The following is a 16,647-nucleotide window of genomic DNA, read 5'->3' on the forward strand; positions in this document are numbered from 1 at the left end:
TGATTGAAGTAAAAAGTAGCTAAAAACGCTATTAAAAAGTTTTAAGTAACGCAGTAAGTTTATATAAAAAAACTCCGCATAATTTATGCGGAGTTTACTAATTGTGATAAGAATATTTTTTTTACATATTTCTTCTATACTGTCCACCAACTTTAAACAGCGCTTCTGTAATTTGTCCTAAAGAACAAACTTTGGTCGCCTCCATTAGCTTATCAAATAAGTTTTCATTCTGAATTGCCGCTTCTTGTAAAATTTCAATTTGAGCAGCAACTTTTTTAGGATTCGCCTTGTTTAATAATTCTTTAGTTTGAATTTGATGTTTTTTCTCTTCTTCTGTTGCTCTAATAACTTCTGCTGGTTGCACTGTTGGTGAGCCTTTAGAACTTAAAAACGTGTTAACACCAATAATTGGGAATTCTCCGTTATGCTTTAGTGTTTCATAATACAAGCTTTCTTCTTGAATTTTAGAACGTTGGTACATTGTTTCCATAGCTCCTAAAACACCACCACGCTCTGTAATTCTATCAAACTCTAGTAAAACGGCTTCTTCAACAAGATCTGTTAATTCTTCGATAATAAAAGCACCTTGTATCGGGTTTTCATTTTTAGTTAAACCTAATTCTTTATTAATGATTAACTGAATCGCCATTGCTCTTCTTACAGATTCTTCTGTAGGTGTTGTAATTGCCTCATCATAAGCATTTGTGTGTAAAGAATTACAGTTGTCGTTTATTGCATATAAAGCTTGTAACGTAGTTCTAATATCATTAAAGTCTATTTCTTGGGCGTGTAAAGATCTACCAGAAGTCTGAATATGATACTTTAACATTTGTGCTCTAGAATTTGCTCCGTATTTATTTTTCATGGCTTTTGCCCAAATTTTACGAGCAACTCTACCAATTACAGAGTATTCAGGATCAATTCCGTTAGAGAAGAAAAAAGATAAGTTTGGTCCGAATTTATTAATATCCATTCCTCTGCTTAAATAATATTCTACATAGGTAAATCCGTTAGATAAAGTTAACGCCAATTGGGTAATTGGGTTTGCGCCAGCTTCTGCAATATGATAACCAGAAATAGAAACAGAATAAAAATTTCTTACTTGTTTTTCTATAAAATATTCTTGTACATCTCCCATCAAGCGTAATGCGAATTCCGTAGAAAAAATACAAGTATTTTGTGCTTGATCTTCTTTTAAAATATCTGCTTGTACAGTTCCTCTAACTTGCGCTAAAGTGTCTTTTTTAATTTGCTGATAAACATCTGAAGGTAAAACCAAATCACCAGTTAAACCTAACAACATTAGTCCTAAACCATTATTTCCTTCTGGTAAATTACCTTGATAGGTTGGTCTTTCTAATCCTTTATCATCATAAATTTCTTTGAATTTTGCTTCAACATCTGCTTCAAGATTATTTTCTTTGATATATTTTTCGCAGTTCTGATCGATGGCAGCATTCATAAAGAAACCTAGCAACATTGGTGCAGGACCATTAATTGTCATTGAAACTGATGTCATATTATGGCTTAAGTCGAAACCAGAATACAATTTCTTAGCATCATCTAAACAACAAATCGAAACTCCGGCATTACCAATTTTACCATAAATATCTGGTCTTTCACCAGGATCATTACCATATAAAGTAACAGAATCGAAAGCTGTAGACAAACGTTTGGCATCCATTCCTAAACTTACATAATGAAAACGTCTGTTAGTTCTCTCTGGTCCTCCTTCTCCAGCAAACATTCTTGTAGGATCTTCACCCGTTCTTTTAAACGGATACAAACCTGCTGTAAACGGAAATTCTCCAGGAACATTTTCTTGTAAATTCCAACGTAATAAATCACCCCAAGCTTCATATTTAGGTAATGCTACTTTTGGTATTTGCGTATGAGAAAGTGATTTTGAATGTGTTTCTATGTTAATTTCTTTATCACGTACTTTAAACGTATAAATAGGGTTTTTATATTTTTCTACTTTTTCTTGCCAATTTAAAATGATTTCCCAGTTGTAAGGATTTAAATTTAGTTTAACCTTTTCAAATTGAGCTACTAATAATTTTACAAAATCAGTATCATCATTGTTTAAATCACTAATTATTGTATCTAAATCGATACCAGCTTTTGTAATTGCTACGGATTTTTCTACAATAGATTCGATAGTTTTATGAATTCCGTATAACTTTTGCGCAACCTTAACTTGGTCGTTAGCAGTTTTGTCGTAAGCTCTGTTATTCTCTGCAATTTCAGATAAATAGCGAACTCTTGCCGGCGGAATTACAAAGATTTTTTCTGACATCTCTTTGGTAATTTCCATTTTAGATTTCAAATCAGCATTTGTTTTTTCTACCAATTTATCCATAATACTTTTATACAAAGTATTCATTCCTGGGTCATTAAATTGAGAAGCAATTGTGCCGTAAACAGGTAAGTCATCTTGATGTATATGCCATAAATTATTATTACGCATATATTGTTTTTTTACATCTCTAACAGCATCTAAAGCACCTCTTTTATCAAACTTATTAATTGCAACTAAATCAGCAAAATCTAACATGTCTATTTTCTCTAATTGAGTAGCAGCACCAAATTCTGGCGTCATAACATATAAAGAAGTATCAGAATGTTCTATAATTTCTGTATCAGATTGCCCAATTCCAGAAGTTTCTAAAATAATTAAATCGAATTCAGCAGCTTTTAAAACCTCTACCGCCTCGTTTACATATTTAGATAAAGCTAAGTTAGATTGACGAGTTGCTAAAGAACGCATATAAACTCTAGAGTTATTAATTGCGTTCATTCTTATTCTGTCACCTAAAAGTGCACCACCAGTTTTTCTTTTTGATGGATCAACAGAAATTAAACCAATTGTTTTTTCTGGAAAATCAATTAAAAAACGTCTAACCAACTCATCAACTAAAGAAGATTTTCCTGCTCCACCGGTTCCTGTAATTCCTAAAACCGGAGTTTTAGAATTCTTATTTTTATTATGGATGTCATCTAAAGTATCCTTTGCAATTTCAGGAAAGTTTTCTGCAGATGAAATTACTCTTGCAATATTCCCGATTTCTTTTTCGGCTAATTTAGATACATCAATATCAAGTTTATCTCCAATTGCAAAGTCAGATTGTTGTACTAAGTCATTTATCATTCCTTGCAAACCTAATTCTCTACCATCATCCGGAGAATAAATTCTTGTAATACCGTAATCCATTAATTCCTTTATTTCTTCCGGAAGAATTACACCGCCACCGCCACCAAAAATTTTGATGTGTCCAGCGCCTTTTTCTTTTAATAAATCGTACATGTATTTAAAATACTCGTTGTGACCACCTTGGTAAGAAGTAATTGCAATGGCATTTACATCTTCTTGTATTGCGCAGTTTACAACTTCTTCTACAGATCTATCATGGCCTAAATGAATAACTTCTACGCCGGTAGATTGTATAATTCTTCGCATGATGTTAATAGCAGCATCATGACCATCAAAAAGAGCGGCAGCTGTTACTATTCTAACTTTATATGTAGGTTTATATGGTGTAATTTGTTCCATTCGTAATAAATGTTATAATTTGAAGTTGCAATTTACGAAAATCTTAAAAAATTCTACAATTCTTTATGGTTTTATAAATTAAAAATATCTTATTAAGTTGATGTTGCTTAATTTCTTTAAATATGGCATAATAATTGGTGTATTTTAAAGCAGAATTTAACTGTTAAAATAATCATTATGAGATATATTAAAATTACGTTATTGCTATTTGTTATTGTTTTTTCGTCGTGTAATTCTGTAAAAGTAGTTACAGATTACGATACAAAAGTAGACTTTAATAAGTACAAAACCTTTGCTTTTTATAAAACAGGCATAGATAAAGCAGCTATTTCAGATTTGGATAAAAAAAGAATTTTGAATGCTATAGAAAGTGAGTTATTGCTTTTAGGGTTCACAAAGTCTACAAACCCAGATATGTTAGTGAGTATTTTTACAAAATCTAGAGAAAAAGTGAATGTAAACCAAAATAATAATTTAGGTTATGGATTTGGTTGGGGATGGAATCCTTGGATGTGGAATGGCAACAATAATATTAATGTGTCGCAGTATACAGAAGGTACTTTATTTATTGATTTTATAGATAAAAATAAAAAAGAGTTGGTTTGGCAAGGTGTTGGTACAGGTGCCTTAAAAGTTCAGAACAGAGAAAAAAAGGAAGAAAGAATAAAGGAGTTTGTAAAAGAAATTGTGTCTAAATTTCCTCCAGAAAAAAAAGAATAATATTTAATTGAAAAGCGTTCGTAAGAGCGCTTTTTTTATGTTTTAAATTGATACTTTTGCAGTATGTATAATAAAAGAATTCCTTTAGAAGAAGGCGATTACTATATAAATGAGCAGGGTTATAAGGTTTTTACAGAAAAGTTTCATCTTAGAAGAGGTTACTGTTGTAAAAGTGGTTGTAAACATTGCCCTTATGGTTATGATAAAAAAACAGATTCTTTTAAATAAATAGTGACTTTAAAATTTTAAAAGTATCTTAATATAAACTGTAAAAAAATAAATAATGATAAAAAGAATATTAGTTTTAGTTGTAGCGCTTCAATTTGTAGGTTGTGCAGAGTTGCAAAATGTAGTAAAGAATTTACCTAATGGAGGTGGCTTAACCCAAGATCAAATTGGTAATGGTTTAAGACAAGCTTTAGATAACGGTATCAAGAATCAAGTTACCAAGTTAACCTCTAAAGATGGCTTTTATAGAAACGAATTAGTTAAAATAATTTTACCAGAAGAACTTCAGGCTGTAGATAAAGGTTTAAGAAGTTTAGGGTTAGGTAATTTAGCTGATGAAGGTATTAAGGTTTTAAATAGAGCGGCAGAGGATGCTGTTAAAACTGCCACACCAATTTTTGTAAATGCGGTAAAAGAAATAACTTTTAATGATGCAAAAAACATCCTTTTAGGAGATAAAAACGCCGCAACTAATTATTTGCAAACAAAGACAGAGCAAAATTTATATGCAAGTTTTACACCTGTAATAGATAAGTCTTTTTCTAAAGTTGGTGCAGACAAGGTTTGGAATAATTTAATATCAAAATACAATAATATTCCTTTTGTTAAAAAAGTAAATCCAGATTTAACGAATTATGTAACTACAGAAGCCTTAAAAGGAGTATTTACGATGATAGAGGTTGAAGAAAAAGGAATTAGAGAAAAAGTTGGATTAAGAAATACAGCGCTACTAAAGCAAGTTTTTGCTTTACAAGATTAATAAAATACTGATTTTTAACAATTTGTCTTTAAATATTTTATTATATTTAAAGACAAATTGTTTTAATTATGTCACGTATACATCAACTACAAACCTACAGTAAGCATTTAGAAGACAGTTATTTTAAATTGTTAGAAAAATCTAACAGCTATCGTTTTATAGATGAAACTATAAGCGATTTTGCTGCATATAAAGCCATGAGAATTTTAGAAAAATTAAACAAACTTAATTACTTGCAACGTTAATTTTTTTTCAAAGTTATGTCTCTCATTTTTAGTTTTTTAAGTTTTTAATTAACTTTTATTTAACAAGTTTTGTTAAATTATTCTTTGTAGATTTTATGTTTTAATAAATTTTCCTTAAAAAATTCAACTTACAATCCTTATTCGTTAAGGAATTGTTAAAGTATCTATCACACTTGTGTTAATTTTTTCTTTTGCAACCTTCATTCTTAACATAATATTTAGATTCGTTTTATAATAATAATTCAACTCAAATATTTTATGAAAAAAATTAAAAAGAATGTTTTGTTGCTATTTCTCTTTATGGGAGCAATTGTGGCAAATGCGCAGCAAGTTTCAGTATCTGGAACAGTAACTGACCCTTCTGGTATTTTGCCAGGTGTTAGTGTCTTGGTAAAAGGAACTACCAATGGTACAGAAACAAATTTTGATGGTGTTTACAAGATAAATGCAAGCAAGGGAGATGTTTTAGTATTTCGTTATTTAGGTTATAAAACTATTGAAAAAATAATAGGTAACTCTAATGTTATTAACGTAAGCTTAAAAGAAGATAGTAGAGTTTTAGATGAAGTTGTTGTTGTGGCTTATGGTACAACAACAAAAGCTGCATTTACAGGTTCTGCAGATGTGGTTGGTGCTAAAGATTTAGCATTAAGAAATGTTACATCACCTATTGCAGCTATAGAAGGTAAGGCTACTGGTGTTCAAATAGTATCTTCTTCTGGTCAACCAGGTTCTTCCCCAGGAATCGTTATTAGAGGAGTTGGTACGTTAAATGGTTCAGCTACACCTTTATATATTGTAGACGGTATTCAATTTGAAGGTTCGTTAAATACAATAAATCAAGAAGATATCGAATCTATGACTATTCTTAAAGATGCAGCTTCAACAGCTCTTTATGGTGCTCGTGCTGCAAATGGTGTAGTTTTAATTACTACTAAAAGTGGTACTAAAGGTAAAACACAAGTAAACTTTTCTACACAGTATGGTTTAGTAACTAGAGGTATACCAGAATATGATTATGCTAATCCTGGTCAATATTACGAGTTAATGTGGGAAGCTTACAAGAACTCATTAACAGGAGCAGATAGAGAATCGAGAGCTTCAGCAGAAATTTATAATCGTCTAGGTTATAACCCTTTTAATGTTGCTAATGATCAAATAGTTGGTGTAGATGGTAAATTAAATCCAAACGCTAATTTAATTTATAAAAGTTTAAACTGGTATGACGAATTAGATCAGGTTGGTACAAGAGTTAATCATTCTGTAAATGTGGCTACTGGTGGTGAGAATCACAAAGTATTTTTCTCTACATCTTATTTAGAAGAAGAAGGTTATATAATAACATCTAAATTCGATAGAATTACTACTCGTCTTAATGCAGATTTTGATGTTAACAAATGGTTGTCTATCGGAGGTAGTGCAAACGTTTCGATATCAGAATCTAAAGGACCCCCATCTAGAGGAACTAGTATCGCAAATCCATTTGCTTTTGCTAAAAACATAGCTTCAATTTATCCAGTTTACTTAAATGACGCAAATGGTAACTTAATATTAGATGCTGCTGGTAATCCTCAGTATGATCTAGGAGAAGGAGATTTTTCTTTAAATCAAGGTTCAAGACCATACAATGCTGGTCGTCATGCTATAGCAGAAGCTATTTTAAACGATGAGTTAAATAGAAATAATACTTATGGTTTTAGATATTATGCAGATTTTAAATTAGCAGAAGGACTAAATTTAAAATTTAATTATGGTAGAGATATTAATGAAGGAATTAATAAAAGTTATGAAAATCCAATTGTAGGAGACGGACAACCTACTGCTAGATATGGTGAAACTAGATTTAGAAGAGATGTGCAAAACTTTTCTCAAGTTTTAAGCTTTAAAAAATCTTTTAATGATGTGCATAATTTTGATATTACTGCAGGTCACGAAAGCTATGATAGAGCATTTTCTAATAATAATGCTTTAGCAACTACAGAAACTGCAAGTGGTATATTTGAATTCGACAATTTTTCTGTGCCAGTTAGTTTAAATGGTTCTAGTACTTTAAAAAGAGTAGAAGGTTATTTTGCTAGATTAAACTATAATTTTGACAATAAATATTACTTAACAGCTTCGGCTAGAAGAGACGGTTCGTCTTCTTTTAGTAGAGACGCTAGATGGGGTAACTTTTATTCTTTAGGAGCTTCTTGGAGAATTGACCAAGAAAAATTTATGGAAAACGTTTCATTTATAGATCGTTTAAAATTAAGAGCATCTTATGGTCAAGTAGGTAACGATAACTTAGGGTTCTTTATTTCTCAAGCTTTATACAGTATTACATCTAATGCAGGTGCACCTGGTCTAGTTTTTACTGATCCAGGAAATAATGAATTAACATGGGAAACTGTAGGTAGTTGGGATGTTGCTTTAGAATTCGGTTTATTTAATAATTTCTTAGAAGGTTCTATAGAATACTATAAAAAGAATTCTACAGATTTATTATACAACTTACCAATACCTTTATCTAATGGTATAAATTCTGCTCCTTTTAATATTGCAGATATGTATAATTCTGGTTATGAATTAGGGTTAACAGGGCATTTAATTAACAAGAATGATTTTAAGTGGGATTTAAGTGTACAAGCTTCTACATTTAAAAATGAAATTACGTCTTTACCAGATCCTTTTGTTACTGGGTCAAAAAGATGGGAAGAAGGAAGATCTAGGTATGATTTTTATATTTTTCATTCAGCTGGTGTAGATCCTGCTAACGGAGATGCATTATATTATATGTTTGAAGACGGAGAAAATGGAGATAGAGTACCTGTTTTAGATGCAGACGGTAATCACGATACTACCAATAGTTGGCAAGATGCAGGTAGAGCATATGCAGATGAGACTACTATTCCAGATGTATTAGGTTCTATATCTAATTCTTTTTCTTATAAAGGTTTCTCTTTAGATTTATTATTTACTTATGGTATTGGAGGTAAGTTTTTAGATTACGGATATTCAGATATGATGCATTCAGGATCATACGGAGATTCATATCACCCAGATGCTTTAAACGCATGGAAACAGCCAGGTGATATTACAAGTGTACCAAGATTAGAAGTTGGAAATACAGATCAAGTTCAGGCACAATCAACTAGATTTTTAACTAGTGCTTCTTTTTTAGCTTTAAAAAATGCAAACTTTGGTTACGCTTTTAATAGTGATATTACAGAGAAATTTGGTGTAAATAGTTTAAGGGTTTATGTTTCTGGTGAAAATTTATTTTTACAAAGTGCTAGAACAGGTTTAAATCCACAGTATAATTTAGGAGGAACTCCTTCTGGAAATGATTTTAATCCATCTAAGACTATAACTTTTGGTTTAAATGTGTCATTTTAATAAATAATAAAAAATAAAGAATAATTATGTTAAAAAAAATAAGCGCATTGTTGCTAGTGGTTTTAACGATCACTTTAACATCATGTAACGAAGATTTTTTAGAAACTAAACCAACAGATGCAATTTCTGCAGGAGATGCATTGTCTACGCCAGAAAATATGGCATTGGTTTTAAATGGGCTACATAAATTAATGTATGCTCAAGCAGGTATAATTCCTGGTGGATCTAATAGTAGAGCTGGTATGCAATACTGGATTCCGATGTTTGATGTTTTAACTGGAGATTTAATTCATACGGCTAGGGCTAATGGATGGATGAGAGCAGAATTACAATGGAATGTTCATACTTTAGAAACTTCTGAATCAGTAAGCCAATTATGGTATCAACGTTATCATTTTATAGCTAGTTGTAACGCAATAATTAATAAAGTAGAAGAAGATGGTTTAACCATCGATGCTAATATGAGTAATATATTAGGGCAGGCCTATGCGTATAGAGCTTGGGCTTATCATTCTTTAGTTACAACTTATGCTAAAGGATATTTAATTGGTAATCCATCTACAGACCCTGGTGTGCCTTTGTTATTTAAAACAGAAGCGCCTTATACAAGTGAACCAAGATCTTCTGTTCAGGCTATTTATGATCAGATAAATTTAGATTTAGGAAAATCTATTGAACTTTTTGAAAATGCATCTGCAAGAGTAGATAAATCTCAATTAAATATAAATGCAGCATATGGTATCAAAGCTAGAGTTGCTTTATCTGAAGGTGATTGGCAAGCTGCTTCTGATGCGGCAAAGAAAGCTCGTGAAGGTTATCCCTTAATTAACGAAGCAGATTGGAAGTCTGGGTTTAACACAGTAGATTTATCAGAAGTAATTTGGGGAGGTAATGTAATTCAATCTGAAACTACATTTTTCCGTTCTTATTTCTATTATATTTCTCCTACCTTTCAAGGAAGTCAAAACAGAGGTAATCCTAAAACAATAAGTAAAGAAGTTTACGATGCGATTCCGGATACAGATTACAGGGCAGATTTATTTTTACCAATGGCTCCTAATACAAATGGTGCAGCTGCAAATGGTGAAGGAGGAAGCTTTTTAACAGATCCTAACTACGATACTGAAGAGGAGTTTGATGCAGCTAAAGCAGAAATTGTAAGTAAATGGGGTGTTACAACAAGACATAATACTCATCCTTACATGCATGTAAAATTTAGACAAAAAAATCCAGGAACTATAGATCCAGATGATGTGATTTATATGCGTTCTTCTGAAATGTATTTAATTGAAGCAGAAGCAGAAGCTATGATGAACGATGTAACTGGTGCTCAAACAGCTTTAAAACCTTTAGCTGAAGAAAGAGATAGTGATTTTGATGTAACTGTTTTCGATACAAAAGAAAAACTAATGGATCAAATTAAACTTCAAAGAAGGGTAGAGTTATACGGAGAAGGGTTTAGTTGGTTAGATCACATTCGTTGGGATGAAGGTATTGATTTAACAAATTCTGGAGCTGCAGAAGTATTGTATCAAGCCGGATTTAAACAAGACAAACCTTCTTTAAATGATGCCTGGATCTGGAAAATTCCTCAAAGAGAAATTGATGCAAATCCAAATTTAACTGAAGCAGATCAAAATTAAATCTGATTTATATATGCAAAAAGCCACCTTTAAAAAGGTGGTTTTTTTTGTGCTAAATTTTAGTTTACAAAACTAATTACTTAAAGCATTAAATGATTCTATATCGTTTCTTAATTTTTTAAAATAATCAAACGCTTTTATAAGTCTTGTTCCGTACCAAGAAAAATACTCGCCATCAACCAAATACACTTTCGAGTTAGAAGTAAAATCATTTTTATTTTTTTCTTGAAAAGGAAAAGGTTCTGATGATAAAAAGATACAATCTATGTTTCGGGTTTTTAAATCATCAATATTTATCTCAGGATATCGACTTAAATTTTTATAAATATTGTTAAAATTATTTATTTCTAATAAGTGATTAATGAAAGTGTTATTAGCAGCAATCATCCATGGGTTTTTCCATATAAAATAAACAACATTTAAGGTAGGTTTATTTTTAATAAACTGATTAAAATCGTTCAATTTTAATTCAATTTCTGAAATTATTTCAGAAGCTTTATCTTCACAAAAAAGAATTTTTCCGTAATAATCAATTAAGTTAAGCACGTCTTTAATAGTAAACAAATCAGAAACATGAGTTATAGTGATTTTACTGCATTTTACTACGATTTCTTTTGTATTTTCTTCTTTATTACAAAGAATAATTGTTGGGTTTAGAGCTTCAATTTTATCTATCTTGATATTTTTTGTGCCACCAACCACTGTTTTCTCTTTTAAAAGATTTTTAGGATGTACACAAAACTTTGTAATACCAACAATTTGAGCTTCTAAACCTAAATCGACAAGCAGTTCGGTTATGCTAGGTACTAATGATATGATTCTTAAATCGTCTTTCAATACTTATATTAAAGTAGCCATTTTAACCTGAAGTTCTTCGGCTTTTTTAGCAGCTTCATTGGCAAAGTTTGCATCTTTAGAAGCATATATAATTCCTCTAGAAGAATTTATTAAAAGTCCAATGTTTTCTGATAAACCATACTTACATACATCCTCTAAATTACCGCCTTGTGCACCAACACCTGGTACAAGTAGAAAAGAATTTGGAACTATTTTTCTAATTTCTTTAAAATATTCGGCTTTTGTTGCTCCAACAACATACATTAGATTTTGAGAGTTTTGCCAGTATTTAGAAGTTTCTAATACGTGTTTATATACTTCTAAATCATCAATTTTTTTTGTTTGAAAATCAAAAGCACCTTCATTAGAAGTTAATGCCAACATAATGGTGTGTTTGTTTTCAAAAGCTAAAAAAGGTTCTACAGAATCTTTACCCATATAAGGCGCAACAGTTACAGAGTCAAATGCTAAATCTTCAAAAAAAGCTTTTGCGTACATTGTAGAGGTGTTTCCAATATCACCACGTTTTGCATCTGCAATTGTATAAATTTCTGGATACTTTTTATTTAAGTAGCTAATTGTTTTTTCTAAAGATTTCCATCCTTTTAAACCATAAGCTTCATAAAAAGCGGTATTTGGTTTATAGGCAACACATAAATGGTGTGTAGCGTCAATTATTGCTTTATTAAATTCGAAAATAGGATCTTCTTCTTTAAGCAAATGCTCGGGAATTTTGTTTAGATCTACATCTAATCCGATGCATAAAAACGATTTTTTCTTTCTAATTTGAGCTACTAATTCTTGTGTTGTCATAATTTTAATAAAGTTTTACAAAAATACTTAATTTCACTTTAATTTGTAAGATTTAATAAGTAAAGAAGACCATAAAATAAATTATTATGTATCTCTGATGAAAAAAATCTTATTAATTTTAGTAGTAATCATTTCTAGTTGTAATTTAGAAAAGCCAACCGAATTTTCAAATTTAGCTTTAGAAGAAGTTGTTTTTGATTTAAAAGGTTCTCAAAAAACTTTTAAAAGTGTTTTAGATAAATATAAAGGTAAGAAAATTGTAATAGATGTTTGGGCCTCTTGGTGTTCAGATTGTTTAAAGGGTTTGCCAAGTGTTAAGAATCTTCAAAAAGAATATCCAGATGTAGTTTTTTTGTTTTTATCTGTGGATAAAAGTCAAACGGCATGGAAAAATGGAATTAGAAGATTTCAAATTAATGGAGAACATTATAATTTACCTAAAGGAATGAAGAACGGCGACTTTGTGGATTTTATAAACCTTAGTTGGATTCCTAGGTATTTAGTTGTTGATGAAAAAGGAGAAATCTTACTGTTTAATGCAACAAGGGCTTCAGATAGAGCTATTGTAGATGCTCTAAATAAAGCTATATAAATCGTTTTAGTAACTAATTTCGATTGTAACTAATAATTTAAGTTCCATTTCTTAAATTTACATCAGAAATTAAAATTAAAAATATAGCTGTTAAAGCTTTTAAAATAATAATTATGAGAACAAAGATTGTTGCAGGAAATTGGAAGTTGAATAACAATAAAGAAGAAAGTAAAAGTTTAATAAAATCATTAAAAAAAGCGATTAAAAATTTACCGTTAGAAAATACACGTGTAATAGTAGCGCCTACTTTTGTAAACTTATCATCTTCTGTTAAAGCGGCAAAAAAATCTGTGATAGAAGTAGTTGCTCAAAATATGCATCAGGCCAAAAATGGTGCTTTTACTGGTGAGGTTTCTGCAGATATGTTAAAAGCTATCGGAGTAGAAACTGTAATTTTAGGTCATTCTGAAAGAAGAACTTATTTTAACGAAACTGATGCTGCATTGACAGAAAAAGTAGATGCGGTTTTAGAAAACGGTATGGAAACAATTTTTTGCTTTGGCGAATTGTTAGAAGATAGAAAGTCAGATAATCATTTTAAAGTAGTAGAAAGCCAGCTTTCTAACGCTTTATTTCATTTAGAAGCAAAAGATTGGGGTAGCATAATTTTAGCTTACGAACCAGTTTGGGCAATAGGCACAGGTGAAACTGCAAGTCCAGAACAAGCACAAGAAATGCACGCTTTTATTAGAAGTATTATAGAGAAAAAGTATACTAAAGAAGTAGCAGATAGTGTTTCTATTTTATATGGCGGAAGTGTGAAACCTGCAAATGCTGAAGAAATTTTCTCTAAACCAGATGTAGACGGAGGATTAATAGGAGGAGCAGCTTTAAAAGTAGAAGATTTTACAGGAATTATTAATGCTATCTAATTAGGTAACTTTAAAAGAAAACCAATAAATTTGCATCGAGATATTTTCTCGATGCATTTTTTTTGATATAATAATTATGGATAACATATATATAGAGTACAATTTTACTGTTTCACCAAAAGAACCAGCAACAGAAATTTTAATAGCAGAGTTAGGAAACGTTGGTTTTGAAAGTTTTGTAGAAAATGAAAACGGAGTAACAGCTTATATTCAGAAAAGCGAATGGAATAAAGAAATTCTAGAATCTATTTTTGTTTTAAATTCTGATGAGTTTTCTATAGAGTATTCAAAAAATGAAGTAGAACAAACCAACTGGAATGCAGAATGGGAAAAAAACTTTACACCAATAAAAGTAGATGATTTAGTTAGTATTCGTGCACCTTTTCATGAAAACCCTAATTTAAAATATGATATTGTTATAGAGCCAAAAATGAGTTTTGGTACAGGTCATCATGAAACTACACATATGATGGTACAACATTTAATAAATTTAGATTTAGAAGGTAAATCTGTTTTAGATATGGGATGCGGTACAGGTATTTTAGCAATTTTTGCAGAAATGAAAGGAGCTTCTAAGTTAGAAGCTATAGATATAGATAATTGGTGCTACGAAAATTCATTAGAAAACGTAGCTAGAAATAATTGTAAGAATATTGCTGTTTTTGAGGGAGATTCATCATTATTAATTAATAAAAAATTCGATGTAATTATTGCAAACATTAATAGAAATATCTTATTAATGGATATGAAAATCTATACAGAATGTTTAAATGAAAACGGCGTTTTGTTATTAAGCGGGTTCTATGAAGATGATATTCCTGTTATAGATGCAGAAGTTTCTAAATACAATTTAAAGCTAGAGACTTTTATTAAGAGAAACGATTGGGTGGCGTTAAAGTACAATAAATAAATTTTTAATATATTTATAATATGAGCACAAAAGAAAAAAATCAAGAAGAGGTAGACGTATTAGAGCAGGAAGTTTTTCAGCACGAAATAGTTTTGCATAATGATGATGTGAACACTTTTGATCATGTAATAGATTCTTTAGTAAGTGTTTGTGATCATACAGTAGAGCAAGCAGAACAATGTGCAACTTTAGTGCATTATAAAGGTAAGTGTACTGTAAAGTCTGGTGAATTTAAAGATTTAGAGCCAAGATGCTCTAAATTATTACAATTAGGTTTATCAGCAGAATTAATATAAGGTGTATGGAAAACGTTTTTAAGTATTTCGAGTTTTCTGACTTTTTTAAAGATGAGTCAGGTTCTTTTTCTGGGAATGAAATTTGTTTTACAGATTTAAATGAAACTCATTTTTTAATTTTCGAGAAAGAAGATTCAATATATAATTTATATGTTTCTAAATTTTCAAATAAAAAAGAAGTAGGGCAAAAAGCGCCAGAAATTTTAGAACTAGTAGTTCAAAATTACGATAAAAGTAAACCAGAACATAGAATTGCATTGAGGCAATATTTAGGCTAAACTTGAGGTGAATCTCAAGTTTTTTTATTTTTTTATAAAAACCATGTGACTTTTATATTCGTATGTGTCTTATATAATAGAAAGCAAGAAATGAATTTAAGATTTATAATAATATTTATAGTGGTTTTGACAGTTCCTTTTTTAGGTTACAGTCAAATGGTTCCACCTCCAATTCCACCGCCACCGCCACCAGGTCTTCCAATAGATGGTTTTACAGGTGTCTTATTGGCTATAGGTGTAGCTTATGGTTCAAAAAAATTATTTAAAGATAGTAGTAGTTAGTTTTAATACTAAGTTTGGTTAGATAAAAGGCCTTAAACGAAAGTTTAAGGTCTTTTTGTGTAAAAAAAAACCCACTTCAAAAGAAGTGGGACGCTTATTGCGTAAAGATAAGGGGTATAATATATTGTTGTAAATTTTAAGAATAGTATTAAAAACTTAAATTTAGTTAATTGTTTTTGAATAATAACTATTAAAACGGATTTAATTTTTTAATTAAATAAAAAAGCTTCCATATAAATGGAAGCTTTTTTTGTGACCATGCTAGGATTCAAACCTAGAACCTCTTGAGCCGTAATCAAGTGCGCTATTCAGTTGCGCCACATGGCCTTTTTGCGGGTGCAAATATAAATGCATTTTTTTAAACTAAGAAATCTTATGCGGTTTTTTTACGAATTTATTTCTTTAGCATACGTATCTATAATAGTTTGGGCTTTTTCAATATCAGATTTTAAGATAAGTAGTTCAACAGCTGTTCTATGTTCTCCAAAGCCACCTAATCTGGCAGATTCTACTCTATCTTTAATTATTGACCCTATGTTGATGCTGTCTAATCTGTTTTGTAGTCCTTTTACAATAATAAAAGAACCAGAGAATATTGTTACATGTTCTGTTTTCATAATATATAGTTTTTTTTATTCTAATGAGTTCTGTGTTACAAAAGCTCGCCAACCAATGATAGCCATTTGCAGTTTTGTAGCTTTAGAGAGATCTAAACCTCTTTTAGTATAAGAAGGTAGAAAAAGTTTATTAATTTTTGCAAGAAATTTAAATACTCGTTTTTTCATTAGATGTTAATTTCAATATCAAATTTAATGAAAATAAACAACTCTTTTTAAAGAGTTGTTTTATATGAAGATTAGAATAGTACAGAAAAAATAATGTCTGCAATATCTTTAACGGTTTTTGTAATAATAAGTATCATAATATAAGTTTTAAAAGTTAATAAATTGAGGTAATTTCGAAATTGTCTTATCAATATATATAGATTGAAAGCTTGCTACCAAACACTTTAATACTTATTTATTAGATTGATTTTAAGTTTGTAATTAAAAAATAATAATTAGTTATAATATGTAACTTAGTATTCTTTATTTAAGTTTGTTTTATTAATCAATAATTGTAATAATGTTTTAATCTGTAATTAAATTAAGCGTTTTATTTTATTGTTTTTTCAAAATAAAGCAAAACAGATATTTTACAAGTAGTATTTTTCGCTTTCTATCTTTTCCTTTATCTTAAA

At 30.1% G+C, this 16,647-nt stretch carries 17 protein-coding genes and 1 tRNA gene; 12 read left to right on the plus strand and 6 right to left on the minus strand.

Annotation, left to right across the window (positions count from 1 at the left end; all coding sequences use genetic code 11):
- Positions 1–121: 121 nt before the first annotated feature.
- Positions 122–3,553 (minus strand): methylmalonyl-CoA mutase family protein, encoded by a 3,432-nt coding sequence (locus B5464_RS09690; protein WP_079738199.1) that lies wholly within the window; start codon positions 3,551–3,553, stop codon positions 122–124.
- A gap of 177 nt (positions 3,554–3,730) precedes the next feature.
- Here B5464_RS09690 and B5464_RS09695 point away from each other — a divergent pair, with 177 nt between their 5' ends.
- From B5464_RS09695 to B5464_RS09710, 6 genes are all read left to right on the plus strand, one after another.
- A complete protein-coding gene (locus B5464_RS09695) occupies positions 3,731–4,273 on the plus strand; it encodes a DUF4136 domain-containing protein (protein WP_079738200.1) in 543 nt (180 codons plus the stop codon).
- A gap of 63 nt (positions 4,274–4,336) precedes the next feature.
- On the plus strand, positions 4,337–4,501 hold the full coding sequence (locus B5464_RS14450) for a DUF5522 domain-containing protein (protein ID WP_172830876.1): 165 nt from the start codon (positions 4,337–4,339) through the stop codon (positions 4,499–4,501).
- A 55-nt stretch (positions 4,502–4,556) separates the two neighbouring features.
- Positions 4,557–5,261 (plus strand): DUF4197 domain-containing protein, encoded by a 705-nt coding sequence (locus B5464_RS09700; RefSeq protein ID WP_079738201.1) that lies wholly within the window; start codon positions 4,557–4,559, stop codon positions 5,259–5,261.
- A 68-nt stretch (positions 5,262–5,329) separates the two neighbouring features.
- Positions 5,330–5,506 carry a hypothetical protein gene (locus tag B5464_RS14455; protein WP_172830877.1) on the plus strand — a complete coding sequence of 59 codons (177 nt, stop codon included), beginning with the start codon at positions 5,330–5,332 and terminating at the stop codon, positions 5,504–5,506.
- Positions 5,507–5,764: 258 nt separating this feature from the next.
- Positions 5,765–8,884 (plus strand): SusC/RagA family TonB-linked outer membrane protein, encoded by a 3,120-nt coding sequence (locus B5464_RS09705; RefSeq protein ID WP_079738202.1) that lies wholly within the window; start codon positions 5,765–5,767, stop codon positions 8,882–8,884.
- A gap of 26 nt (positions 8,885–8,910) precedes the next feature.
- Positions 8,911–10,527 carry a RagB/SusD family nutrient uptake outer membrane protein gene (locus B5464_RS09710; protein WP_079738203.1) on the plus strand — a complete coding sequence of 539 codons (1,617 nt, stop codon included), beginning with the start codon at positions 8,911–8,913 and terminating at the stop codon, positions 10,525–10,527.
- 72 nt (positions 10,528–10,599) lie between these two features.
- On the opposite strand, the gene B5464_RS09715 is transcribed toward B5464_RS09710, so the two are convergent.
- Together B5464_RS09715 and pyrF are read right to left on the minus strand one after the other, a co-directional pair.
- On the minus strand, positions 10,600–11,364 hold the full coding sequence (locus B5464_RS09715; RefSeq protein WP_079738204.1) for an ABC transporter substrate-binding protein: 765 nt from the start codon (positions 11,362–11,364) through the stop codon (positions 10,600–10,602).
- Positions 11,365–11,367: 3 nt separating this feature from the next.
- Positions 11,368–12,177, minus strand: coding sequence for an orotidine-5'-phosphate decarboxylase (gene pyrF, locus B5464_RS09720; RefSeq protein WP_079738205.1), 810 nt, complete (start codon positions 12,175–12,177; stop codon positions 11,368–11,370).
- A 97-nt stretch (positions 12,178–12,274) separates the two neighbouring features.
- On the opposite strand from pyrF, the gene B5464_RS09725 reads away from it, so the two are divergent.
- The 6 genes from B5464_RS09725 (at position 12,275) to B5464_RS09750 (ending at position 15,407) form a co-directional block, all read left to right on the plus strand.
- Complete coding sequence (locus B5464_RS09725; RefSeq protein ID WP_079738206.1) at positions 12,275–12,769, plus strand: TlpA disulfide reductase family protein; 495 nt, start codon at positions 12,275–12,277, stop codon at positions 12,767–12,769.
- Positions 12,770–12,882: 113 nt separating this feature from the next.
- Positions 12,883–13,641, plus strand: a complete 759-nt coding sequence (gene tpiA / locus B5464_RS09730; RefSeq protein WP_079738207.1) for a triose-phosphate isomerase — start codon at positions 12,883–12,885, stop codon at positions 13,639–13,641.
- 76 nt (positions 13,642–13,717) lie between these two features.
- A complete protein-coding gene (prmA, locus tag B5464_RS09735; RefSeq protein WP_079738208.1) occupies positions 13,718–14,551 on the plus strand; it encodes a 50S ribosomal protein L11 methyltransferase in 834 nt (277 codons plus the stop codon).
- A gap of 20 nt (positions 14,552–14,571) precedes the next feature.
- Positions 14,572–14,847: an ATP-dependent Clp protease adaptor ClpS gene (locus B5464_RS09740; protein WP_077811192.1), complete on the plus strand. Its 276-nt coding sequence runs from the start codon at positions 14,572–14,574 to the stop codon at positions 14,845–14,847.
- Between the two features lie 5 nt (positions 14,848–14,852).
- The gene (locus tag B5464_RS09745) at positions 14,853–15,125 is read left to right on the plus strand and encodes a hypothetical protein (protein ID WP_077811193.1); all 273 of its coding nucleotides are present in this window, start codon (positions 14,853–14,855) and stop codon (positions 15,123–15,125) included.
- Positions 15,126–15,251: 126 nt separating this feature from the next.
- The gene (locus B5464_RS09750) at positions 15,252–15,407 is read left to right on the plus strand and encodes a PID-CTERM protein-sorting domain-containing protein (RefSeq protein ID WP_154066960.1); all 156 of its coding nucleotides are present in this window, start codon (positions 15,252–15,254) and stop codon (positions 15,405–15,407) included.
- Positions 15,408–15,660: 253 nt separating this feature from the next.
- Here the strand turns inward: B5464_RS09750 and B5464_RS09755 are convergent.
- The 3 genes from B5464_RS09755 to B5464_RS09765 all read right to left on the minus strand — a co-directional run bounded on the left by B5464_RS09755 (position 15,661) and on the right by B5464_RS09765 (position 16,192).
- Positions 15,661–15,734: transfer RNA gene (locus B5464_RS09755), tRNA-Arg, on the minus strand.
- 59 nt (positions 15,735–15,793) lie between these two features.
- Positions 15,794–16,024, minus strand: a complete 231-nt coding sequence (locus tag B5464_RS09760) for a DUF2007 domain-containing protein (RefSeq protein ID WP_077811195.1) — start codon at positions 16,022–16,024, stop codon at positions 15,794–15,796.
- A gap of 15 nt (positions 16,025–16,039) precedes the next feature.
- Entirely contained in the window at positions 16,040–16,192 is a 153-nt protein-coding gene (locus B5464_RS09765) for an SsrA-binding protein (RefSeq protein WP_079738210.1), read from the minus strand.
- Positions 16,193–16,647 lie beyond the last annotated feature (455 nt).

Source organism: Polaribacter sp. KT 15 (genome assembly GCF_900143115.1).
GTDB classification, from domain to species: Bacteria; Bacteroidota; Bacteroidia; order Flavobacteriales; family Flavobacteriaceae; genus Polaribacter; species Polaribacter marinaquae.

What these genes read in the sequence shown, in the direction of transcription:
- B5464_RS09710 (WP_079738203.1), top strand. Translation starts at nt 8,911, where the DNA reads ATGTTAAAAAAAATAAGCGCATTGTTGCTAGTGGTTTTAACGATCACT.
- B5464_RS14455 (WP_172830877.1), top strand. Translation starts at nt 5,330, where the DNA reads ATGTCACGTATACATCAACTACAAACCTACAGTAAGCATTTAGAAGAC.
- B5464_RS09740 (WP_077811192.1), top strand. Translation starts at nt 14,572, where the DNA reads ATGAGCACAAAAGAAAAAAATCAAGAAGAGGTAGACGTATTAGAGCAG.
- B5464_RS09695 (WP_079738200.1), top strand. Translation starts at nt 3,731, where the DNA reads ATGAGATATATTAAAATTACGTTATTGCTATTTGTTATTGTTTTTTCG.
- B5464_RS09725 (WP_079738206.1), top strand. Translation starts at nt 12,275, where the DNA reads ATGAAAAAAATCTTATTAATTTTAGTAGTAATCATTTCTAGTTGTAAT.
- B5464_RS09765 (WP_079738210.1), bottom strand. Translation starts at nt 16,192, where the DNA reads ATGAAAAAACGAGTATTTAAATTTCTTGCAAAAATTAATAAACTTTTT.
- B5464_RS09760 (WP_077811195.1), bottom strand. Translation starts at nt 16,024, where the DNA reads ATGAAAACAGAACATGTAACAATATTCTCTGGTTCTTTTATTATTGTA.
- B5464_RS14450 (WP_172830876.1), top strand. Translation starts at nt 4,337, where the DNA reads ATGTATAATAAAAGAATTCCTTTAGAAGAAGGCGATTACTATATAAAT.
- pyrF (WP_079738205.1), bottom strand. Translation starts at nt 12,177, where the DNA reads ATGACAACACAAGAATTAGTAGCTCAAATTAGAAAGAAAAAATCGTTT.
- B5464_RS09690 (WP_079738199.1), bottom strand. Translation starts at nt 3,553, where the DNA reads ATGGAACAAATTACACCATATAAACCTACATATAAAGTTAGAATAGTA.
- tpiA (WP_079738207.1), top strand. Translation starts at nt 12,883, where the DNA reads ATGAGAACAAAGATTGTTGCAGGAAATTGGAAGTTGAATAACAATAAA.
- B5464_RS09745 (WP_077811193.1), top strand. Translation starts at nt 14,853, where the DNA reads ATGGAAAACGTTTTTAAGTATTTCGAGTTTTCTGACTTTTTTAAAGAT.
- B5464_RS09700 (WP_079738201.1), top strand. Translation starts at nt 4,557, where the DNA reads ATGATAAAAAGAATATTAGTTTTAGTTGTAGCGCTTCAATTTGTAGGT.
- prmA (WP_079738208.1), top strand. Translation starts at nt 13,718, where the DNA reads ATGGATAACATATATATAGAGTACAATTTTACTGTTTCACCAAAAGAA.
- B5464_RS09705 (WP_079738202.1), top strand. Translation starts at nt 5,765, where the DNA reads ATGAAAAAAATTAAAAAGAATGTTTTGTTGCTATTTCTCTTTATGGGA.